21 protein-coding genes and 2 tRNA genes are annotated in these 21,161 nt (G+C 67.5%); 16 read left to right on the top strand and 7 right to left on the bottom strand.

What is annotated here, in order from left to right; translation table 11 throughout:
* Positions 1–231 precede the first annotated feature (231 nt).
* Positions 232–1,860 carry a ribonuclease J gene (locus tag JZ792_RS05155; protein WP_308165148.1) on the top strand — a complete coding sequence of 543 codons (1,629 nt, stop codon included), beginning with the start codon at positions 232–234 and terminating at the stop codon, positions 1,858–1,860.
* 57 nt (positions 1,861–1,917) lie between these two features.
* Here JZ792_RS05155 and JZ792_RS05150 read toward each other — a convergent pair whose 3' ends face one another.
* Complete coding sequence (locus JZ792_RS05150) at positions 1,918–2,475, bottom strand: WKL family lipoprotein (RefSeq protein WP_216907310.1); 558 nt, start codon at positions 2,473–2,475, stop codon at positions 1,918–1,920.
* A 59-nt stretch (positions 2,476–2,534) separates the two neighbouring features.
* Positions 2,535–2,903 carry a DUF4189 domain-containing protein gene (locus JZ792_RS05145; protein ID WP_216907308.1) on the bottom strand — a complete coding sequence of 123 codons (369 nt, stop codon included), beginning with the start codon at positions 2,901–2,903 and terminating at the stop codon, positions 2,535–2,537.
* Between the two features lie 152 nt (positions 2,904–3,055).
* Here JZ792_RS05145 and JZ792_RS05140 point away from each other — a divergent pair, with 152 nt between their 5' ends.
* The gene (locus tag JZ792_RS05140; RefSeq protein WP_216907306.1) at positions 3,056–3,679 is read left to right on the top strand and encodes a TIGR03085 family metal-binding protein; all 624 of its coding nucleotides are present in this window, start codon (positions 3,056–3,058) and stop codon (positions 3,677–3,679) included.
* 90 nt (positions 3,680–3,769) lie between these two features.
* Complete coding sequence (locus JZ792_RS05135; protein ID WP_216907304.1) at positions 3,770–6,391, top strand: FtsK/SpoIIIE family DNA translocase; 2,622 nt, start codon at positions 3,770–3,772, stop codon at positions 6,389–6,391.
* Positions 6,392–6,477: 86 nt separating this feature from the next.
* On the opposite strand, the gene JZ792_RS05130 is transcribed toward JZ792_RS05135, so the two are convergent.
* Positions 6,478–6,551 (bottom strand) — tRNA-Gln (locus JZ792_RS05130).
* A gap of 67 nt (positions 6,552–6,618) precedes the next feature.
* Positions 6,619–6,692: transfer RNA gene (locus JZ792_RS05125), tRNA-OTHER, on the bottom strand.
* Positions 6,693–7,170: 478 nt separating this feature from the next.
* On the opposite strand from JZ792_RS05125, the gene JZ792_RS05120 reads away from it, so the two are divergent.
* Positions 7,171–8,163, top strand: a complete 993-nt coding sequence (locus tag JZ792_RS05120; protein ID WP_216907302.1) for a TerC family protein — start codon at positions 7,171–7,173, stop codon at positions 8,161–8,163.
* A 59-nt stretch (positions 8,164–8,222) separates the two neighbouring features.
* On the opposite strand, the gene JZ792_RS05115 is transcribed toward JZ792_RS05120, so the two are convergent.
* A complete protein-coding gene (locus JZ792_RS05115; RefSeq protein ID WP_216907300.1) occupies positions 8,223–8,507 on the bottom strand; it encodes a YciI family protein in 285 nt (94 codons plus the stop codon).
* A gap of 17 nt (positions 8,508–8,524) precedes the next feature.
* Entirely contained in the window at positions 8,525–9,091 is a 567-nt protein-coding gene (locus JZ792_RS05110; protein WP_216907298.1) for an amino-acid N-acetyltransferase, read from the bottom strand.
* A 203-nt stretch (positions 9,092–9,294) separates the two neighbouring features.
* Here JZ792_RS05110 and pgsA point away from each other — a divergent pair, with 203 nt between their 5' ends.
* The 12 genes from pgsA (at position 9,295) to recX (ending at position 20,216) form a co-directional block, all read left to right on the top strand.
* Complete coding sequence (gene pgsA, locus JZ792_RS05105) at positions 9,295–9,951, top strand: CDP-diacylglycerol--glycerol-3-phosphate 3-phosphatidyltransferase (RefSeq protein WP_216907296.1); 657 nt, start codon at positions 9,295–9,297, stop codon at positions 9,949–9,951.
* Positions 9,948–10,436 (top strand): CinA family protein, encoded by a 489-nt coding sequence (locus JZ792_RS05100; protein WP_216907294.1) that lies wholly within the window; start codon positions 9,948–9,950, stop codon positions 10,434–10,436. Before pgsA ends, JZ792_RS05100 begins: the two co-directional genes overlap by 4 nt.
* Before the next feature lie 150 nt (positions 10,437–10,586).
* Positions 10,587–11,102 (top strand): helix-turn-helix domain-containing protein, encoded by a 516-nt coding sequence (locus JZ792_RS43495; RefSeq protein ID WP_216907292.1) that lies wholly within the window; start codon positions 10,587–10,589, stop codon positions 11,100–11,102.
* 184 nt (positions 11,103–11,286) lie between these two features.
* Entirely contained in the window at positions 11,287–12,114 is an 828-nt protein-coding gene (locus JZ792_RS05090; protein WP_216907290.1) for a PspA/IM30 family protein, read from the top strand.
* A 166-nt stretch (positions 12,115–12,280) separates the two neighbouring features.
* A complete protein-coding gene (gene pspM, locus JZ792_RS05085) occupies positions 12,281–13,153 on the top strand; it encodes a phage shock envelope stress response protein PspM (RefSeq protein ID WP_254189294.1) in 873 nt (290 codons plus the stop codon).
* A gap of 937 nt (positions 13,154–14,090) precedes the next feature.
* Complete coding sequence (locus JZ792_RS05080; RefSeq protein WP_198654441.1) at positions 14,091–14,264, top strand: hypothetical protein; 174 nt, start codon at positions 14,091–14,093, stop codon at positions 14,262–14,264.
* 204 nt (positions 14,265–14,468) lie between these two features.
* Positions 14,469–15,179 (top strand): PIG-L deacetylase family protein, encoded by a 711-nt coding sequence (locus JZ792_RS05075; protein ID WP_216907288.1) that lies wholly within the window; start codon positions 14,469–14,471, stop codon positions 15,177–15,179.
* A 78-nt stretch (positions 15,180–15,257) separates the two neighbouring features.
* Positions 15,258–16,421 carry a glycosyltransferase gene (locus JZ792_RS05070; protein WP_216907286.1) on the top strand — a complete coding sequence of 388 codons (1,164 nt, stop codon included), beginning with the start codon at positions 15,258–15,260 and terminating at the stop codon, positions 16,419–16,421.
* Positions 16,422–16,586: 165 nt separating this feature from the next.
* Entirely contained in the window at positions 16,587–16,778 is a 192-nt protein-coding gene (locus JZ792_RS05065; RefSeq protein ID WP_109527568.1) for a DUF3046 domain-containing protein, read from the top strand.
* A gap of 60 nt (positions 16,779–16,838) precedes the next feature.
* Positions 16,839–18,107: an aminoglycoside 3'-phosphotransferase gene (locus JZ792_RS05060; RefSeq protein ID WP_216907284.1), complete on the top strand. Its 1,269-nt coding sequence runs from the start codon at positions 16,839–16,841 to the stop codon at positions 18,105–18,107.
* Between the two features lie 161 nt (positions 18,108–18,268).
* Positions 18,269–19,312, top strand: coding sequence for a recombinase RecA (gene recA / locus JZ792_RS05055; RefSeq protein WP_216907282.1), 1,044 nt, complete (start codon positions 18,269–18,271; stop codon positions 19,310–19,312).
* A gap of 373 nt (positions 19,313–19,685) precedes the next feature.
* Positions 19,686–20,216, top strand: coding sequence for a recombination regulator RecX (gene recX / locus JZ792_RS05050; RefSeq protein ID WP_216907280.1), 531 nt, complete (start codon positions 19,686–19,688; stop codon positions 20,214–20,216).
* 12 nt (positions 20,217–20,228) lie between these two features.
* Here the strand turns inward: recX and JZ792_RS05045 are convergent, their stop codons facing one another.
* Positions 20,229–20,990 carry a hypothetical protein gene (locus JZ792_RS05045; RefSeq protein WP_216907278.1) on the bottom strand — a complete coding sequence of 254 codons (762 nt, stop codon included), beginning with the start codon at positions 20,988–20,990 and terminating at the stop codon, positions 20,229–20,231.
* Between the last annotated feature and the right edge of the window lie 171 nt (positions 20,991–21,161).

Here is a 21,161-nt window from a genome sequence, read left to right as displayed (position 1 = left end):
GAAGGCGGCGCGCGCGCTGGCGAAGACCGCCGCGGTGGAGAACGGGCTGAACGGCCCGCTCGCCAGCGCGAGGGCCAGTTCGCCGAGCACCCACCCGAAGGAGATGTAGAAGTTGAGTTTGGCGGCCGTCAGCAATCCGGTCGCGGACGGGCCGAACAACCGGCCCCGCCGCCGGTCGCCGCGCAGGACCGGCTCGGCGCCCCGCCGAAGCTGACCAAGAACGGGCTGCGCGTGTTCGCGCTCGGCGGTATCGGCGAGATCGGCCGCAATATGACGGTCTTCGAATACGGCGGCAAACTGCTCATCGTCGACTGCGGCGTGCTCTTCCCCGAGGACCAGCAGCCCGGTGTCGACCTGATCCTGCCCGACTTCCGGCCGATCGAGAACCGGATGGACGACATCGTCGCCATCGTGCTCACCCACGGCCACGAGGATCACATCGGCGCGGTGCCGTTCCTGCTGCGCATGCGTTCGGACATCCCGGTGCTCGGCGCCAAGTTCACCCTCGCCCTCGTCGCCGCCAAATGCCGTGAACATCGGCTGCATCCCAAGCTCACCGAGGTCGTGGAGGGTGAGACCACCATCCACGGGCCGTTCGAATGCGAGTACTTCGCGGTCAACCACTCGATCCCGGACGCGCTCGCCGTCGCCATCCGCACGCCCGCCGGTGTCGTGCTGCACACCGGCGACATCAAACTCGATCAGCTGCCGCTCGACGGCCGCCTGACCGACCTGGCCGGATTCTCCCGGCTCGGCGACGAGGGTGTCGACCTGTTCCTGGTCGACTCGACCAATGCCGAGGTCCCGGGTTTCGTCACCCCGGAGCGCGAGATCGGCGGTGTGCTCGACACCGTGATCGGCAAGGCCAAGCATCGCGTCATCGTCGCTTCCTTCGCCAGTCACGTGCACCGCATCCAGCAGGTCGTCGACGTGGCCCAGAAGTACGGGCGCCGAGTGTGTTTCATCGGCCGCTCGATGGTGCGCAATATGCAGATCGCGCAGGATCTCGGCTACCTGACGGTGCCCGACAACGTGGTGGTCGACCTCGATGTGGCCGCCACGCTGCCCGGCGACCGGCTGGTCCTGATCTCCACCGGTTCGCAGGGCGAACCGCTGTCGGCGCTGTCGCGGATGGCGCGCGGCGATCACCGTCAGATCCACATCCGCCCCGACGATCTGGTCGTGCTGGCCTCCTCGCTGATCCCCGGCAACGAGAATTCGGTATTCGCCGTCGTCAACGGTCTGGCCCGGCTCGGCGCGACGGTCATCACCCAGCAGAACGCGAAGGTGCACGTCTCCGGTCACGCGTCCGCCGGTGAACTGCTCTACCTGTACAACGCGGTGCGCCCGACCAATGCCATGCCCGTGCACGGCGAATGGCGTCATCTGCGCGCCAACGCCGCGCTCGCGATCGCGACCGGCGTGCCCGAGGAACGGGTCGTGCTCGCCGAGGACGGCGTCGTGGTCGACCTGGTCGACGGGATCGCCTCGATCGTCGGCCGGGTCCCGGTCGGTCACGTCTACGTCGACGGCCTTTCGGTCGGCGATGTCGGCGAATCGACACTGTCGGATCGCCTCGTGCTCGGCGAGGGCGGATTCATCTCGATCACCGTCGCGATCGACTCGACCACCGGAAAGGCGGTCAGCACACCGGAAGTCAGCGGACGCGGTTTCTCCGACGATCCGACCGCGCTGACCGCGGCGGCCGAACTCGTCGAGGCCGAACTGCTGCGCTTGGCGAGCGAGGGCGTCACCGAGACCCACCGCATCGCCCAGGGCGTGCGCCGGGTGGTCGGGCGCTGGGTCGCCGACACCTACCGCCGTCGTCCGATGATCGTGCCGACCGTCATCGGAGTCTGAGTACCCGAACCGCGAAAAGGCGCCGGAGCCACAGGCTTCCGGCGCCTTTCGCGTGCGCTACCTGGCTTGGCAGGCCGCCGAATCGAGTTTCGCCGCCCGCACGATATTGCAGGTGAACAGGTTCGACACCTTCCACTGATCGTCCTGCGCGACGAATTCCACGAAGGCGTCCCGCACCGGTTTACCGTCGATCGTGACGTCGGCGTCGGCTTTCAATTTCCCGTCGACGGGATTCTGCACGCCGGTGATCGTCACCTTCACGTTGTTACGTTCGGCGGCGTCGACGAGTTTGTCGACCAGTTGCGGATCCCGTTCGGCATCCTGCACCCACGCGGTCTTCTCTTCGGCGCCGACCGTCGGATCGAATGCCCGGTTGATACGGGTATTGAGTTCCTCGGCCGTCGGTTTCGCCAGATTCGGCGGCGTGGTCGAGGTCGGCGCCTCGCCCTCGATGAGCGCGTCCTGGCTCTTACCCGATTCGAAGTTGTTCGCGGCCGAGGTGGTGGCGGGCGACGCGCCGGATTCCCCGCCGTCGGAGGAGGAACAGGCTGCGAGGCTCACGGCCGCGCCGATGGTGAGTGCGGCCACGACGGCGCGCACAGAGCGAAGTTTCACGAAATTCCCCTGGTGTGAAAGTAATTCGCCGCACCCGGAACGGGCGGCGATCGGCGGTGTCAGCTCGAGTAGCCCTGTGTGCAGCGCCAGTTCACGACGTAGCCGCCGTAGACGCGCGAGAGGGCGGTATCGCGTGCCGCCGGGTAATTGCTGCTCGACGCGCTGCTCCAGTGCGTCCTGGACCTGGCGAGCACCCCGCACCCGTTACGCCAGGAGATACTCACCGAGCAACCGGGACCGCAGGAGTTCACCGCGTTGATCTCGGCCGCGTTGTAACTGCCGTAATTGTTGCTGATGCTGTATCGGCCATTGCTGCCGACGGCGATCGCGCCGTAGAACCCGGCCTGGGCTTGCGCGGCGGGCGCGGCGGTCGCCAGCGCCACGCCGACCGCCGCTACCGCGACGGCCGTCGTGAGAAAATTCTTCACGGAATCGAATGCCCCTTCTCATCGAATGTCCATTCCCCGATGGACCACGTGACAACGTACAGTTCCCGCGTCCGGCCTGACAACCGAGTGAATCTTCACCGTGAGCGTGTTCGGGGCTGCCTTTACCGTGGGCCATCCGATATGTTCGGCAGGTGAATATGGCGCAGCGAGAACGTCGGGATCTGGTCGAGACGATGTCCGCGGTCGGCCCCGACGCGCCGACCCTGTGCGGGACGTGGACGGTGCGAGACCTCGCCGCGCACTTGATCGTTCGCGAGCGCCGCCCGGACGCCTCGCTCGGCATCATGCTGAAACCGTTCGCCGGATATCTCGAATCGGTGCAGAACAAGGCCGCCGCGAAACCGTTCGACGACCTGCTGGAACTCGTCCGCACCGGCCCGCCGCTGTGGTCGCCGCTGAAGCCGATCGACGCCGTGGCCAATCTCGGCGAGATGTTCGTCCACCACGAGGACGTGCGTCGGGCCGCGCCCGGCTGGGAGCCGCGTCGACTCGACGCGGACGACGAGACCGCCCTGTGGAACATGGTCCGACGGATGGGCCGCGCGGCCTACCGCAAATCGCCGGTCGCGGTGGCCCTGGAGACCCCGGACGGTCGGCAGGCACAGGTGAAGAAGGTCCAGGGACCCGTCGTGACGCTGGTCGGCGCGCCGTCGGAACTGGTGCTGCACGCCTTCGGTCGCGATCAGGTGCGCATCGAGACGCGTGGTGAGCCCGAGGCCGTACGCGCGGTACTCGAGCTCGATCGGTCCATCTAGCCGCCGATAGGGCCCTCTTCCGGGGCTCGAGGCGCGTGATACCTGTGTTGCGGATGGTCGCAGCGGTGCGTTTGCGGCTAGCCTGAGTCCATGGCAGGTAAGCCCCGCAGCACCACGTCGTCCAGTGCGCGGGCGGGAGCGGCCCGGGGGAGGGCAGGCGCGGCTCGGCCACGCACGGCCGCACCGCGCCGCGGAACCGCACCGAACGGGCGTGCCACCCCGGCGCGACGCCCCGCCCCGAGGGCGGCGACCCGCGCGTCCAATCGCGCGTCGAACACCGCCCCGCTGGCCGTGGTCAGCCGTGCCATCGGCAGCGGCTGGACCATGATCGCGCGCGGGGTCGGCGCGGCGACGCGAACGTTGAGCAAGGCCGGAGAGATCGAGCACGGTCACCGGCGCGACGGGATCGCGCTCGCGTTGATCGCGCTCAGCGCCGTCATCGCGGCCGCGGTCTGGCTGTCGGCGGGCGGTCCGGTCGGACACTGGGTCGACGAAGGCATCCGCGCCGTCTCCGGGTCCGCCTCGGCCGCACTGCCGTTCGTCGCCTGCGGCATCGCCGTGATCCTGATGCGCACCGAGCCGCGCCCGGAGATCAGGCCGCGCCTGGTACTGGGCGGGTTGCTCGTCGGTCTGCCGCTGCTGGGCATCTGGCATCTCGCGGCGGACGCCCCCGGTGACGCGCACGGTCGTTCGCGCGCCGCCGGTTTCATCGGTTTCGTGGTCGGCGGCCCGCTGGCGGGTGGACTCACCGCGTGGCTGGCCGTGCCGATTCTGTTGCTGGCCATCGTCTTCGGCGTGCTGCTTCTCACCGGCACCACCGTCCGCGAGGTGCCGCAGCGGTTGCGCGAGTATTTCGGCACCGCGAGCGGTGGCGACGAATACGGCGAATACCAGGGTGAACAACTCGAATTCGATCCGGCGAACTACGACGCCGAAGGATTCCCGGTCGGCCGAGGCCGCACACGCAAGCGCGGCCGGACCCCCACCGAGAACTATCCGGCCGACGAGTTCGGTGATCCGAACGCGGTCACCGAGGCGCTCGGCGAACCACCGTTGCGCGATGCCAAGACCATCGCCACCGCGGCCGAATTCGGCGCCGAGATCGATGCCACGCCGCCGAAGCCGGCGCCGAGGAAGCGGGCCGCGCCGAAGGTCGCCGACCAGACCCCGCCCCCACCGAAAGAACCCGAATTCGTCGCCGATCGGGTCACCGAGGGCGATTACACGCTGCCGCCGGTTTCGCTGCTCACAGACGGCGATCCGCCGAAGAAGCGCAGTGCCGCCAACGAATCGATGATCGAGGCGATCACCGAGGTGCTGGTGCAGTTCAAGATCGACGCGGCGGTCACCGGATTCGTGCGCGGCCCGACCGTCACCAGGTACGAGGTGGAACTCGGTCCGGGCGTGAAGGTCGAGAAGATCACCGCGCTGGCCCGCAATATCGCCTACGCCGTCGCCACCGAGAACGTCCGGCTGCTCGCGCCGATCCCCGGCAAATCCGCCGTCGGCATCGAGGTCCCGAATTCCGACCGCGAGCTGGTGCGCCTGGCCGACGTCCTCAAGGCGCCGTCCACCCGCAACGATCACCATCCGTTGGTGATCGGGCTCGGCAAGAACATCGAAGGCGAATTCGTCTCGGCCAATCTCGCCAAGATGCCGCATCTGCTCGTCGCGGGCTCCACCGGTTCCGGTAAGTCCAGCTTCGTGAACTCGATGTTGGTATCGCTGTTGCAGCGGGCCACCCCGGAAGAGGTCAGGATGATCCTGATCGACCCCAAGATGGTGGAACTGACCCCCTACGAGGGGATTCCGCACCTGATCACGCCGATCATCACCCAGCCGAAGAAAGCCGCGGCCGCGTTGACCTGGCTGGTCGAGGAGATGGAACAGCGCTATCAGGACATGCAGGCCAACAAGGTTCGCCATATCGACGACTTCAACAAGAAGGTGAAGTCGGGGGCGATCACCGCGCCGCTGGGCAGCGAACGGGTGTACCGCCCCTACCCGTACATCCTCGCCATCGTCGACGAACTCGCCGACCTCATGATGACGGCCCCGCGCGACGTCGAGGAAGCCATCGTCCGCATCACCCAGAAGGCCCGCGCCGCGGGTATCCACCTGGTCCTCGCCACCCAGCGCCCGTCGGTCGACGTGGTGACCGGCCTGATCAAGACCAACGTCCCGTCGCGCCTGGCCTTCGCCACCTCGTCGCTGACCGACTCCCGCGTCATCCTGGATCAACCGGGCGCGGAGAAGCTGATCGGCATGGGCGACGCGCTGTTCCTGCCGATGGGCGCGGGTAAACCGACCCGCCTGCAGGGCGCGTTCATCAGCGACGAGGAGATCCACGGCGTCGTCGAATTCAGCAAGAACCAGGCCGAACCCGAATATCAGGAGGGCGTGACCGCGGCGAAGGCGGGCGAGAAGAAAGACGTCGATCCCGATATCGGCGACGATCTCGATGTCTTCCTCCAGGCCGTGGAACTGGTCGTCACCTCGCAATTCGGGTCGACGTCGATGCTGCAACGCAAACTGCGCGTCGGATTCGCCAAGGCGGGCCGTCTGATGGATCTGATGGAGACCAGGGGGGTCGTCGGGCCCAGCGAAGGTTCCAAGGCCCGCGACGTGCTCATCAAACCCGACGAGCTCGACGGTCTGCTGTGGAGTATTCGCGGCGGCGACGCACCGGACGCCGACGGCGAGGACGAGTAGCTCGTCGTGGAGTCGAACCACGCGACCGGGCCTTATGAGAGCTCGGGGGCGAACCTGCATGAGCCGTGCGCGTCATCGGTGACGCGTGGCTGGAGTGCCAGGATTCGAACCTGAACCGACTGAACCAAAATCAGCCGTGCTGCCCTTACACCACACTCCAGTGGCGCGCCCGGGGTCGCTCTCGCCATTGAGCTACGGACGCCTGTCCCGCGTTCGGCGCGGGATCGTTCCCTCGGCGAGATTCGAACTCGCATCTACCGGTTCCTAGGGCCGGCGCCTCTGCCAGTTGGGCCACGAGGGATTGTCTGTGTGTGCTCGACGAGCCACATCCGCGTGCCAGGGCGCCCCGTACACAGAAAAAGGGTCACTCCCGGCGCTTGCCGCGAAGTGACCCCTGTCTCAGGTCTGCTCGATATCGAGACCTCAGAGGCCGCTCCCGGAGCGTGCGAAGCACATGGCCGATAGCGCGGCACGGCTGCGCCGGACACCACGCGGCGACGACTGTCGCTCTCGCACGGTTTGCCCGATCATGTGCCTGGTCCCTTCGGTTTCCGCCTGTGCGGCGGTCGATTTCGTCGGGTTCGACGCTAACACCCGAAATCGGTACGCGAAACCCATTTTCACGTGGTGTCGCGACGTTTCTGCCGAGGCCGACGCCGGGACACCGCGGCGGCGGCGATCCGCCGCGTGTGAAATCATGGTCAGCAACTCGACCGCAACGTTGCCGGAACGGACAAATCGGGCATGATGGCAGTCATGAACTTCGATCGGACCACCGCATGCAGGTAACCGCACTGATCTGGGTGATCACTATCGTGGTGATCCTCGGCCTGTTCGTCTTCGATTTCTTCGCCCATGTGCGCACCCCGCACGACCCGACCTTCAAGGAATCGGGATTCTGGTCGGCCGTCTATATCGGCATCGCGCTGCTGTTCGGCGGATTCGTCGCCTGGAAATGGGGCAGCACCTACGCGGGGGAGTACTACGCGGGTTTCGTCACCGAGAAAGCACTCTCGGTGGACAACCTGTTCGTCTTCCTCATCATCATGACCACCTTCGCGGTGCCGAGGATCTACCAGCAGAAAGTGCTGCTGATCGGCATCGTGCTCGCGCTGGTCATGCGCGGCGCCTTCATCGCCGTCGGCGCGGCCGCCATCAACGCCTTCAGCTGGGTCTTCTATCTGTTCGGGGCCTTCCTCATCTTCACCGCGGTCAAATTGCTCAAGGACAGCGGTCACGAGGTCGAGGTCGAGGAGAAACGCGACAGCAGAATCGTCGCGTTGGCGAAGAGGATTCTGCCCACCACCGACGAATACGACGGCGACAAACTCGTCACCCGTATCGACGGCAAGCGGGCGGTCACACCGCTGCTGCTGGCGCTGCTCGCGATCGGATTCGCGGATCTGCTGTTCGCGCTCGATTCCATTCCGGCGATCTACGGCCTGACCGAACAGCCGTATCTGGTGTTCACGGCGAACGCCTTCGCGCTGATGGGTCTGCGTCAGCTGTACTTCCTGATCGGCGGATTGCTCGACCGGCTGGTGTACCTGTCCTACGGCCTCTCCGCGATTCTCGCGTTCATCGGCGCCAAACTGGTGCTGCACGCGCTGCACGAGAACACGCTGCCGTTCGTCAACGGCGGTGAACACATCTCGGTACCGGAGATCTCGACCCCGGTCTCGCTCGGGGTGATCCTCGGCATCCTCGTCGTCGCCACCGTCGCGAGCCTGATCAAAACGCGCGGTGGTGTGAGCGCACCCCCGCAGGCCTGACCTCCGCGAAACGAACAGCCCCTCGATCGTCGCGATCGAGGGGCTGTTCGTCTGTCGGATCAGGAGGCGAACGCGCCCATCACCGGGAGCCACTCGACCGCGCGCACCGCGTCGACGAGGCCCGCACGGGCGAACGGATCCTGGGTCAGCAGATCCTTCAGCGCGGCCTCGTCCTCGGCCCGGAAGATCAGCAGCGCGCCCGAGCCGTCCGGGTACGGGCCGCTGCTGAGCAGTGTGCCCTCGTCGACCAGGCCGAACAGCCATCCGCGATGGTCGGCACGATGGACGTCCCGGTCCGTGAGGGTGGCGTCGGAGTATGTGTAGTGAACGGCGAAGATCGGCACGGTGGTCGCTTCCTGTCTCAGAGGTTCAGCAGCATTCGAGTATTGCCGAGAGTGTTCGGCTTCACATAGCTGAGGTCGAGGAATTCCGCGACGCCGGTGTCGTAGGACCGGCACATCTCGGCGTAGACCTCGGCGGTGACCGGGGTGCCGTCGATTTCGGCGAAGCCGTGCCTGCTGAAGAAATCCACCTCGAAGGTCAGCACGAACAGCCTGCTCAGCTCCAATTCCCTGGCCACGGTGATCAGGCGTTCCACGATGAGTCTGCCCACACCGTGGCCCTTCACATCGGGGTGCACCGCGACCGTGCGGACCTCGCCGAGATCGGCCCACAGCACGTGCAGCGCGCCACAGCCGACGATCCGGCCCGCCAGTTCGGCGATCCAGAACTCCTGTACCGCCTCGTACAGTGTGACCAGGCTCTTCTCCAGCAGGATCCGACCCGCGTAGACGTCGACGAGGCGCTTGATATCGGGGATGTCGGAGGTTCGCGCGCGTCGCACTACCGGGATGACAGGCTGCGCGGCGGGTGCCGCGCCCGGATATGCGTCGCTGGTCGAACCACCCTGTGGTCCCCGAGAGGTCATGGGGTGCACAGTAGTCGGCCCGGTTACCGATAGTCTGATCGTGTGCCGCACATCCTGTCGTTCCGCTCACCGCATCGCGCCGGGCATGACGACCGGGCGCGAAACGGCGCGGGACACGCGGTCGAAGGGGGGCTTGTCGGCGCGAGAGCGGGGGCGCCCGCGTGCGTCGCCGTGCCGGAGCCGAGCTTCGGCGAGGCGAGGGCATGAGCGTGCAGCCGGAAGAAATCGACCGTCAGCGGTACACGGTCCCGGTGCGTCCGGTACTCGCGCCGGGGCAGGCCGAACCGGCGGCGGTCCCGCTGATGAATATCGCGAACATCCTCACGATGGCGCGGATCGCGATCGTTCCGCTGTTCGTACTGGCCCTGTTCGCCGGCGACGGCCACGAGACCGGCTGGCGGATCACCGCGGCGGCGCTGTTCGGTATCGCCGCCATCACCGATCGTTTCGACGGGCAACTCGCGCGCAAATACGGTCTTGTCACCGATTTCGGCAAACTCGCCGACCCCATCGCCGACAAGGCGCTGATCGGGTCGGCGCTGATCGGGCTCTCGGCGCTCGGTGACGTCCCCTGGTGGATAACCCTGGTGATCTGCGGGCGCGAGATCGGCATCACCCTGCTGCGATTGGCCGTGGTTCGCCGCGGTGTCATCCCGGCCGGGCGCGGGGGCAAATTGAAGACACTGGTGCAATCGCTCGCGATCGCGATGGTGCTGCTGCCGCTGTCGGGCGCCGCCGCCACCGCGGGAACCGTCCTGATGTACGCGGCGCTGGTGCTGACCGTCGTGACAGGCCTGGACTACATCGGGCAGGCCGCGCGCGTGTGGTTCGCGGGCGGGTCGCACTCGCGCGGGCGATGACCGATCCGCTCACCGCCGCGGCGCCCGCCGCCGAACTGGTGCGCGCGCTCATCGACGCGGGCGAGACCGTCGCCACCGCCGAATCGTTGACCGCGGGCCTGATGGCGGCGACCATCGCCGGGGTTCCCGGCGCGAGTGCGGTGCTGCGGGGCGGGCTCGTGGTCTACGCCACCGATCTCAAACACAGCCTCGGCGGCGTCGACGCGGATCAGTTGGCGAACGAGGGGGCGGTGTCGGCGGGCACGGCGCGACAGTTGGCTGCCGGGGCGCGTACCGCGTGCGAATCGGACTGGGGGATCGGTCTGACCGGCGTCGCCGGACCGGATTCGCAGGACGGTCATCCGGTCGGCACCGTCTTCCTCGGGCTGTCCGGTCCGCGGCATGCCGAGGTGATTCGGTTGCGCCTGTCCGGTGACAGGTGGACGATCAGACTCACCGCGACACAGATCGCGGTACGGGAACTGCTCCGGTGCGTCCGGGGTTGACTCGTCGTCGCCGAGTTCATCGTGACGGGAACCAACCGACCCTCGTCCGACGTTGTGCCAGAAAGAACGGTGCGCGCCGCGCGTTGGCCCGGTGACTGCCCCAGTGGTGACCGCCCGAAGCGGTGATTGCCCGAGGTGAAGGAGAACGAGATGACGCTGCTGCGAGAGGCAATCGGGGACAGTCTGCGGCGTGCGCGTCTCGCCCAGCATCGAACCCTGCGCGAGGTGTCCACCTCGGCGCGAGTCAGCCTCGGCTACCTGTCCGAGGTCGAGCGTGGCCGCAAGGAGGCGTCGAGCGAACTGCTCGCCGCGATCTGCTCGGCCCTGGACGTGCCGCTGTCGCGCGTGCTCTGGGATGTGAGCACGATCATGGCCGGTGCCGACGGTCTGCCCGCCGACCAGGCCGCCGCGGTGCCGGTGGACGCCGAGCAGTCGGTCGGCGCTGAGGCCGCGCGGGGACCCGCCGTCGAACCGGCTCCCGCGGCCGAGTCGGAACCCGCGCTCGCCCCCGCGAGCGCGAGCATGTCGGTCGATTCGGGTCTCCCCGCCGAATCCGCGCCGGTGGAGCCGGGGCGTTCCTCGGGGCCGTCGCGTATCGCGGAGAAGACCAGGATCGTCATCCCGGCGCCGAAGTCGGACATGCTGGTCCTGGTGAAGAGCAACTGACGCCCGATCGACGTGCCAACGCTGCGGTCCGATGCGAAAAACGGATAGATTCTCCAGTAGGCGTCCGTCGGGTCGGTTCGTCCGCTCGACGGGCCATATGGTGGAGGATAGGCACAACTGGTGCGTGACGGTCGCGCACCGGAGCCGCTAGACGCGGTGCATCAGATGGAGGCGGGATCAATCGATGGCTAATCCGTTCGTCAAGGCCTGGAAGTACCTGATGGCCCTCTTCGACTCGAAGATCGAGGAGCACGCGGATCCGAAGGTGCAGATTCAGCAGGCTATCGAGGAAGCTCAGCGCCAGCATCAGGCCCTTTCGCAGCAGGCCGCGTCGGTCATCGGCAACCAGCGTCAGCTGGAGATGAAGCTGAACCGGCAGCTCGACGAGGTCGAGAAACTCAACGCCAACACGCGTCAAGCGGTCCTGCTCGCCGATCAGGCGTCCACGGCGGGCGATACCGAGAAGGCGATCCAGTACACCAACGCGGCCGAGGCGTTCGCCGCGCAGCTGGTCACCGCCGAACAGTCGGTCGAGGATCTGAAGGTGCTGCACGACCAGTCGCTGCAAGCCGCCGCTCAGGCCAAGAAGGCGGTCGAGCAGAACGCGATGCTGTTGCAGCAGAAGGTCGCCGAGCGCACAAAACTGCTCAGCCAGCTCGAGCAGGCCAAGATGCAGGAGCAGGTCTCGGCCTCGTTGCAGCAGATGGATTCCACGCTCTCGGCTCCCGGCACCACCCCGAGTCTGGACGCGGTCCGCGAGAAGATCGAGCGCAGGTACGCGAACGCGCTCGGCTCGGCCGAGCTGGCCCAGAATTCGGTGCAGGGCCGCATGATGGAAGTTCAGCAGGCCAGCATCCAGATGGCGGGCCACAGCAAACTGGAGCAGATCCGCGCCTCCATGCGCGGTGATTCGCTGCCCGCGGGCGACGGCCAATCCGCCATCAATCCCGCGCAGCCGCAGGCGAACCCGGCGCAGCCGCAGATGAACAAGGGCCAGACCGCTCAGCAGTAGGCGGCAGGTACGGCGGTAGAGGACGGTTCGGCATGCGACCTGACACGAGTCGGCAGCCCGGACCGTCGACGCCCTCGTCGGATCGCCCGCCCGATCCGATGGGGTCTCCCCACCGCGGCACCGGAAAATCGGTCATGATGGAACCGGGTGTCAGCGAGGTGCAGGGATGAGTCGCAGAAAAACACAGCACATGCCCGTGGTGGCGTACCCGGGCGTCAACTCCGTGTCGTCGTCCGGATTACCGGACACGTTGCGCGGCATGGGGGAGCACGCGCTGGTCGCGGTGCGCCGCTGGGCCGATCCGCGGGAACGCGAATTGCGCAAGCGCCGCCGGGCCCGTCGCCGCAGTTTCCAGCTGGGCACCGTATCCGGTCTGACCACCGCGGGAGCCGTTGGCCTCGTGGTCATTTCGGCACCCGCCTGGGCGGTGGTGTTCTTGAGCGGTGGCGCCGTCGCGCTGGTCACCGGCACCGCGCTGAGCGCTCGGCGCTATCTGCGCTTGCGGGGCACACCGCTGCCGCATCCGGTGTTCGTGCCGCGCAAACAGCCGCCCCCGCGTTCCGCGGCGCGGGCCCCGATCGCCCGCCTGGTCGGCGCGGAGCGCGCGTTGCACGGTCTGATCGCGCATCTGGGCGCGTCGAATCGACTGCCCCGTGAAGAACTCGTCGACATGGTCGAGACCGCGAATTCCGGCGCGGCCGCCCTGCACGCGCTCGGCGTCGATATCGTCCAGATGGAGAACGCCCTCGACGTGGTCGGCCGGAACAATCCGCAGGCGGCCGAGGCGCTGACGGCGAACGTCCGCTTCGCGCTGACGCGGCTGGAATCGGGCATCGTCGAATACGAGCAGGTCGTCACGGCCGCGGGTGCGATTCTCGCGGTACCCGAGAGCACCGTTGTCGCCTATAGATTCGACGGCATCGTCGCGGATCTGCGGCACGCGGCCGATCGCCTGGACGGCTGGGCGCAGGCATTGGCCGAGGTCGCCGATCGACCTGTCATCGCGACCGCCGAACCGCCGCGAGGGTACTCCGGATAGTCGTCCGGCGTACCACGGGCATACGAGCCGAATTCTTCGCGGGGACTCACGAAACTGTTTCTCGGAATGCTGTGCGAGTGAAATTACGAATTGTTCTCGGAAAGTGCAGGCTCTCGTTCGTCCGACGTCAGGGTTGACCGGAATCACGGCTGCTGGAATTCGTGGACGAATGGCGCCGGGTATCCGAGGTCGTCGCCGGCTCGTGAAGAGGTACGTCCCTCTCCGAGTGAGGAGCCGGTCGGAATTATCGAATGGTGTATCGGAATTGTGCCGCGAGCGTACTTCCGCCCCCGGCGGTACATATGCACCGCCGGGTCCGCGTTCGCGGCGGTTCGACCGGTCGACTGGCACGGCGCTGCGGGAACCGTGACAGGTATTCCGGTGAACCGGTGGAGACGGGGGCCGCCGGTATCTCTACCGACGCAGGGTAATAGGTGGGCGTATATCAACGGAAGTGTTGCCGCGGCGCGAATTCGTACCCACGCGTCGATCGAGGTATTACTCGACCGCGATTCGTGGTACCGCCCGGCACACTCCGTTCCGGTGTGATGCGGATATGTCAAAAGGGGTTCCTGAAGTAGTCGATAAAGCGATTGATTCACACCCTGCGGCCGTGGATCTCGGCCGTTGGGGAACATCCTGACAGTCGCCGAGTTTTGTAGCAACGGTTTCCGGGAATTCGCTCGCTTCGATCTTGGAACCGACCGGATGGTAGCTGCGCCCGCCCTGGTGAAGGCTCCGCTACCGTTCGGTAACCCCGATTCGGGGCCGTAAAGCCCCTTTGACGCTCGCTCGGGCGGGGAACCGGCGAGTAGGGGTGAACCCTGATTTGCACCCGGATATCGGTGGTGAGCTGGTGATTTACCTACCCGACGCTGCCAGCATGGAGGTGACGAACCACCGGACGGCGGATCGTCGGAGACTTCAGGAGGCTGAAATGCTGTGGAAGATAATCGGTGTCGTCGCGGTCGTCTGGATCGTGCTCACCCTCGTCGGTGCGCTGATCAAGGGACTGTTCCCGATCCTGGTGATCAGCGTCGTGGTGTTCGGCCTGTACCTGCTGTACAAGGCGATCTCGGGGTCGGACAACTCGAGCGTCACCAAGCTGTAGTGCGCGAATACGCTGCGGGATAGGCGCTTTCCGGCCGGGTGCGGGCCACCGGCTAACGGCTCCGTCCAGGTTGCTGCCCGCCGTCGGATCGGCTCCGGCGAGTTCGCTGGGCGGAGAAGGCCGCCGCGAGTGGCGGTCTCGCCGCGGCGGTCCGGTCCGTTGATTACACCGGAAGTCCATTCGTCACTGCTTGAATGGGGAACCGTGGACCAAGTACCCGAGGACTGGCAGCGCGGGCTCGTGATCGTCGCGCATCCCGACGATATCGAATACGGAGCCGCGGCGGCGGTCGCCCGCTGGACGGGCATGGGAAAAGATATTCGCTATGTACTCGTGACGAGCGGCGAGGCCGGAATGGCCGGGGTGCCGCCCGCCGAGGCGGGTCCACTGCGCGAGGCCGAGGAGATCGCGGCGGCCGAGGTGGTCGGCGTGCGCGAGGTCGAATTCCTGGGCTACCCCGACGGACGAGTACAGGAGACGTTGGCTCTGCGCCGTGATCTCGCCGCCGCGATCCGTCGCCATCGCCCGGAGATGGTGGTGCTGTTCCACTTCGGTGACACCTGGGCTCCCGGATACGTCAACAGCGCCGATCACCGCGCCGTCGGCCGGGCCGGACTGGACGCGATCTCCGACGCGGGCAACGAATGGATCTTCCCGGAGTTGTCCGATCCGACGCCGTGGTCGGCCCGGTACGCCGCGGTGGTCGGCCCGAAGGCCACCCACGCGGTCGATGTCACCGCGACGATCGACCTGGCGGTGGCTTCGCTGGCCGCGCATCGCCGCTATCTGGAGATTCTGAGCGAGGAACCCGTCGAATCCCAGGTGGGCGCGATCATCGAGATGGCGACGAGCCCGAAGGAAGGATTCCCCGCGGCGCGTGCGGTCGGTTTCGAGCTGTACCGGTTCGGCGGCTGAGTTGCCCTCCGAGTTCGCGCTCCGATGTCCGGAGGGCGGGTGCCGTCACCGCCGGGACCGGTGTGGCAGGCTGGGCGAATGCGTGTTGCCGTAGTCGCCGGGCCTGACCCCGGGCATGCGTTTCCGGCGTTGGCGCTGTGTGAGCGGTTCCTGGCTGCCGGGGACGATCCGGTGCTGTTCACCGGACCGCGATGGTTCGACACCGCCAAGAACGCGGGGATCGCGGTACGCAGACTCAAAGGTCTGGCTCCGCGCGCGACCGACGACGACGCCGATGCCGGGCAACGCATCCACGAACGCGCCGCGCATATCTCGACCGAGATCCTGCCCGATCTGAGCGCGATGCTGCCCGAGTTGGTGGTGTCGGACGTGCTGACCGCGGGCGGTGGTCTCGCCGCCGAACGACTCGGGGTGCCGTGGGTGGAACTGTCCCCGCATCCGCTCTATCTGCCGTCGAAGGCGCTGCCGCCCATCGGCAGCGGGCTCGCCGTCGGCGAGGGAATGCGCGGACGGATGCGCGACGGTGTGCTGCGCACCATGACCGCCCGCGCGATCCGCAACGGGCAACGCCAGCGCGAGGAGGCCAGGCGGACGGTGGGTCTGCCCGCTACCGACCCCGGTCCCGCCGCACGGCTCATCGCCACCATTCCCGCCATCGAGCTGCCACGTCCGGACTGGCCCGACAACGCCCACCTGATCGGCCCGCTGTTCTGGGAGCCCACCGAGGAGATCCTCGCGCTGCCGCCCGGTGACGGTCCGGTCGTCATGGTCGCCCCGTCCACCGCGCACACCGGCGTCGCGGGAATGGTCGAGACGGTGCTGGAGGCCCTCGACGGCACCGGCGTCCGTCTCGCGATCTCCATGCTCGACACGCCGCCGGCCGACCTGCCCTCCTGGGCCACCGCGGGGCTGGGCCGTCAGGACGAACTGCTGACCCACGCCGCCCTCACCATCGGTGGCGGCGGCCACGGACTCCTCACGAAATCCCTGATCGCCGGGGTTCCGATCATCACCGTCCCCGGTGGCGGGGACCAGTGGGAGCTGGCCAACAGGGCGGTCCGCCAGGGCAGTTCGATCCTGATCAGGCCGTTGACCGCCGACGCGGTGCGGACTGCCGTGCTCGCGATACTCGACGACCCGCGATACACGGCGGCGGCCCAGCACGCGGCACAGAGCGCGGGCGAGGTCTCCGACCCGATCGCCCTCTGTCACGGCGTCGTCACCACGGCCGACCACCGCTGACCGGGTTCCCGCGCGTGGCGGGTGGTTCCTGTCGCGACCGCCGGAGGACGAACCGGACCTCTGTCGGCGGCGGATACCACGCGGCCGCCGAGTCCGAGTGTCACGGTGGTCCAGCGACGCGGTGCGGGTCGGAGGCCGAAGGCGGACGCGAGTATCTTGAAAACGGTGCGGTTGACCGAATTCCAGGAACTGTTGCATACCGAGTTCGGGGTGGCGCGCGGCGACGCCCTGCTCAACGACCATTCGATTCTGTCTCTCGGGCGTACCGGGGCGGACGCGATCGAGGCCGGTGTCGACCCGCGTGAGGTCTGGCGGGCACTGTGCGCCGAATTCGATGTGCCGCGGGTGCGGTGGTGACGAGACGGAGCACGGAGGCAGGAGCCGACGAGCGATGACGAGAATTCCCGGGCGAACGCGATGACGGCGGACCCGCGCGCGTATGCCTTCGATGAACGACAGCGGATGATCCCCGCCGATCCCGAGGCGCTGGCGGCGCGGGTGGCGGCCGCCGTGCCCGGTGATTTCGCGGACTACCGGCGCACCGGTATCGAGTTGATGCTGCTCGGTCGGTACGAGGAGGCGCTCGACCATCTCGATCGGGCGCTGGAGACCGTCGACACCGAGACCCGCGCCATCACGGTGTGGATCAACCTCGCCGATGTCTATCGGTACCGGGGCGACGCCGTCACCGCGATCGCGCTGTACCGCCGCGCGGTGGACGCGGCCCGGGATCGCGCGCCCGAGGTGCTCTCGACCGCGGTGCAACATCTGGGCAAGGCCCTGGCCGAACAGGGCGACACCGAGGCCGCGCGGGCGCTGCTGCGAGAGGCGCTGCGCCTGCGGGTCGCCGAGGGCGATCCGGAATCGATCGAATCGGCGAGGATCGCGTGGGAAACCGTCGAGAACGCGCGGATACCGCTGCCGCCGATGATCGCGGCACTGTTCGGTGCGGACCCGGAGTTCTCCGACGACCACGAGGGAATGAGCGGCGGGGTGGTGCGCGTGAACGGCACCTTCTGGATGAAGCGCGGTCCACGCGCCGTCGCGGAGTACGCCCGTCTGAACTGGTTGCGCGACAGTGGAATTCGGGTACCGGATATCGCCGCGTTCGAATCGGACGTTCTCGTCCTCGCCGACGCGGGAGTGCCGAGCCTGGCGGCGGGCTCGGCGCGTCGAGTCGATGGCATGGCGGAGTTGTCCGAAGAGGGAGGAGCCGGGTCGCGGCGGGCCGAAACGGTCGGCGCGACCCTCGGCACGCTGTTGCGTGACCTGCACGCTCTCCCGACGGAGGGGTGTCCGTTCGACGGCGGGCTGGACGCGACGCTCGCGCCCGCGCGCCGAAATGTGCTCGAGGGGCTGGTCGATTCCGGCGATTTCGACGACGACCACGCGGGGAGCACACCGGAGGATCTGCTGCGCCGCTTGGTCGCCGAACGCCCCGACGAGTCGGATCTCGTTGTCACGCACGGTGATTTCACCCCGGCCAATGTGCTGGAGGGCGGAATCCTGATCGATGTGGACCGGCTCGGCGTCGCGGACCGGTACCGCGACCTGGCATTGGCCGAACGCGACCTGCGCGAGGATTTCGGCGCCGCGGCGGTGGACGCGTTCTTCGACGCCTACGGACTCGCGGACCCGGACCGGCGGCGATCGGACTACTACCGCCTGGTGGACGAATTGTTCTGATCCCTCCTGCCCCGCCGCGACGCCGCGACATGATCTCGGCCGCGTCACTTGACTCGAACATCTGTTCGTTTAAGCTGGGCGCCGGAACTTGTCGGTGCCGCCCTCTAATGTGGGCGCCAACCAAAGAACGAGACTTCACCCGGCGAAAAGGGGATCAGGACATGGCACCACAGGCGTACGACCGCGACAAGGCGCTCGAACTGGCGCTGGCCCAGGTCGAGAAGAGTTTCGGCAAGGGCGCGGTCATGCGGCTGGGCGAGGAAGCCCACCAGCCGATCTCGGTGATCCCGACCGGTTCCATCGCCCTCGACGTCGCCCTCGGCATCGGCGGCCTGCCCCGTGGCCGCATCGTCGAGATCTACGGTCCGGAATCCTCGGGTAAGACCACCGTCGCCCTGCACGCCGTCGCCAATGCCCAGACCGCGGGCGGTGTCGCCGCCTTCATCGACGCCGAGCACGCGCTCGATCCCGACTACGCGCGCAAACTCGGTGTCGATACCGACGCGCTGCTGGTCTCCCAGCCCGACACCGGTGAGCAGGCCCTCGAGATCGCGGACATGCTGATCCGTTCCGGCGCCATCGACATCATCGTCATCGACTCCGTCGCCGCCCTGGTGCCGCGCGCCGAGATCGAGGGCGAGATGGGCGACAGTCACGTCGGCCTGCAGGCCCGCTTGATGAGCCAGGCCCTGCGCAAGATGACCAGCGCCATCAACAATTCCGGCACCACCGCCATCTTCATCAACCAGTTGCGCGAGAAGATCGGCGTCATGTTCGGTTCGCCGGAGACCACGACCGGTGGTAAGGCGCTGAAGTTCTACGCCTCGGTGCGCCTGGACGTGCGCCGTATCGAGACCCTCAAGGACGGCACCGACGCGGTCGGCAACCGTACCCGCGTCAAGGTCGTGAAGAACAAGGTGTCGCCGCCGTTCAAGCAGGCCGAATTCGACATCCTCTACGGCCACGGCATCTCCAAGGAGGGCTCCCTCATCGATATGGGCGTCGAGCACGGCTTCATCCGCAAGTCCGGCTCCTGGTACACCTACGAGGGCGACCAGCTGGGCCAGGGCAAGGAGAACGCCCGCAAATTCCTGCTCGAGAACATCGATATCCGCGACGAGGTCGAGAAGAAGATCAAGGAGAAGCTGGGTATCGGCGCCGTGGTGACGGCGGAGGCCGGTGCCGAGGTTCCCGCGGAATTCTGATCCGGGGCCGACCATGAGCACAGCGTCCTCGGAGACCGGTCCGGGTGCGGGGCGGTCGAACGGACCTGGCTCACACCCGGCGGCGACCGATCCCGTCTCGGAGATGCGCAGGCGTCTGGCCGAACTCGGTGTCGCCGAGACGATCCCTTCCCGTACGGACGGGTGGGAACAACGACCAGTCCGGTCGGCCGAAGGTGGTTCGGGCGATCAGGACTTCGCGGGCGCCCGGTCGAGCGAACCCGATCCGCAGCGGGGACGCTCGACCGGGGCCACCGCTCGCGCGGGTCGTTCACGGGGTCGCCGAGCGCGATTCACGACAGATGACTCCCGGACGGCCGCCGAGGGAGGAACCGGCGGCCGACGGGGGGATCCGGTGGCGGCCGGATCCGGGCGCGGTGCCGAGCGCACCCCGCAGGGCGGGACGGTCGAGCAGGCGAAGGACGCGTGTCTTCGCCTGCTCGCTGTCCGTGCTCGCAGCCGCGCCGAACTCGCACGGCGTCTGGCGGAGAAGGGCTACACCGAAGAGATCACCGATCTGGCACTGGCACGTCTCGCCGAGGTGGGGCTGATCGACGACGCGGCCTTCGCCGAACAGTGGGTGCAGTCCCGCCACACGTTCTCGGGTAAGGGCAGGCAGGCACTCGCGCAGGAACTGCGCCGCAAGGGCGTCGCGCGGTCCGATGCCGAACCTGCCCTCGAGGCGATCTCCTCCGACGACGAGACGGCCCGTGCCACCGAGTTGGTCCGGCGCAAACTCCGCACCATGCCCCGGGATCTCGACGCCGACAAGACGGTGCGCCGCCTGGTCGGCATGCTGGCCCGCCGCGGGTACAGCAGCGCCACCGCCTTCACCGTCGTGAAAGCCGAACTCGCCGGGATCGAATCGGCCGACGAGTTCGACTGATCGACAGCGGGCTCAGGGGTGGGCCGGTGCTTGCCGGAGTACTTCCAGTCCCTGATGCAGACGCTCGAACAGCAGCCGGTGGTCCATGCGCGGCTCGTCGTCGGGCTCGTGGACGAAGACCTCGGGCGCCAGGAGTTCGCGCAGTCTGTCCTGCACGCCTTCTCCGTACCCCTGCCGGAAGGTGTCCATGTCGAAATGGTGCTCGGCCCGCACGGTGGCGATGACGCAGTGGTCGTCCTCGATGACCAGCCCGGCCTCGATCGCCTTCGCCTCGAGGGTGTGGTCGTTGTAGTAGCAGTAGACGATCTCGGCCGAGATCGTGTCGCTCACATACATCTCGCCGTCGGTGTAGACGGCGCGGGCTCGCAGGCCGTCTCCGATCATCACCGACGAGTCCGGGCCCGAATCCGTGAACACGTTCCGCACCGTCACCGATCCGGTGACGAGGAACGGGGCCACCACCCGCAGGTCGCCCGCGACGACCAGATCCCCGTGGTGGAAGAACGGCTTCCCGACGCGGGTGTCCTTGTCGAGTTCGAGCCGGGAACCGGGCGCGGTCAGTGTGCGCCTGCACAATTCCATGACGATCCATCGATCGTCCGGGGGCACGGTCCTGTGCGCCAGTGCGGCGAATTCCGGCCAGGAACCGGTCTCGGCCCCCACCAGATTCGCCAGCCATCGGGGGTCGAGATCCTCCGCGCGCAGCGCCGTCGCCGCCGCCCGCAACGCGTCGAGATCCGGCGCTTCCTTCGCGGCCTTCGCCATGTCCGTCATGCCCGACACCATAGAGCAGTGCGACGACGATTCCGCACGGTACGGCAGTATCCGCCCCCGCTGCCGGGGTACTCGAAATGGGTTGTGGCCGTATCGAACTCTCGGACCGCGCGAATCCCGTACGCGCGGCCCGAGGGATTTGTGAGGGGGGCCGACGGAGGGGGCGGCGCC

Source organism: Nocardia noduli (genome assembly GCF_019038455.1).
Taxonomy (GTDB): domain Bacteria; phylum Actinomycetota; class Actinomycetes; order Mycobacteriales; family Mycobacteriaceae; genus Nocardia; species Nocardia noduli.
This window is presented reverse-complemented; position numbering and strand designations above follow the sequence as displayed.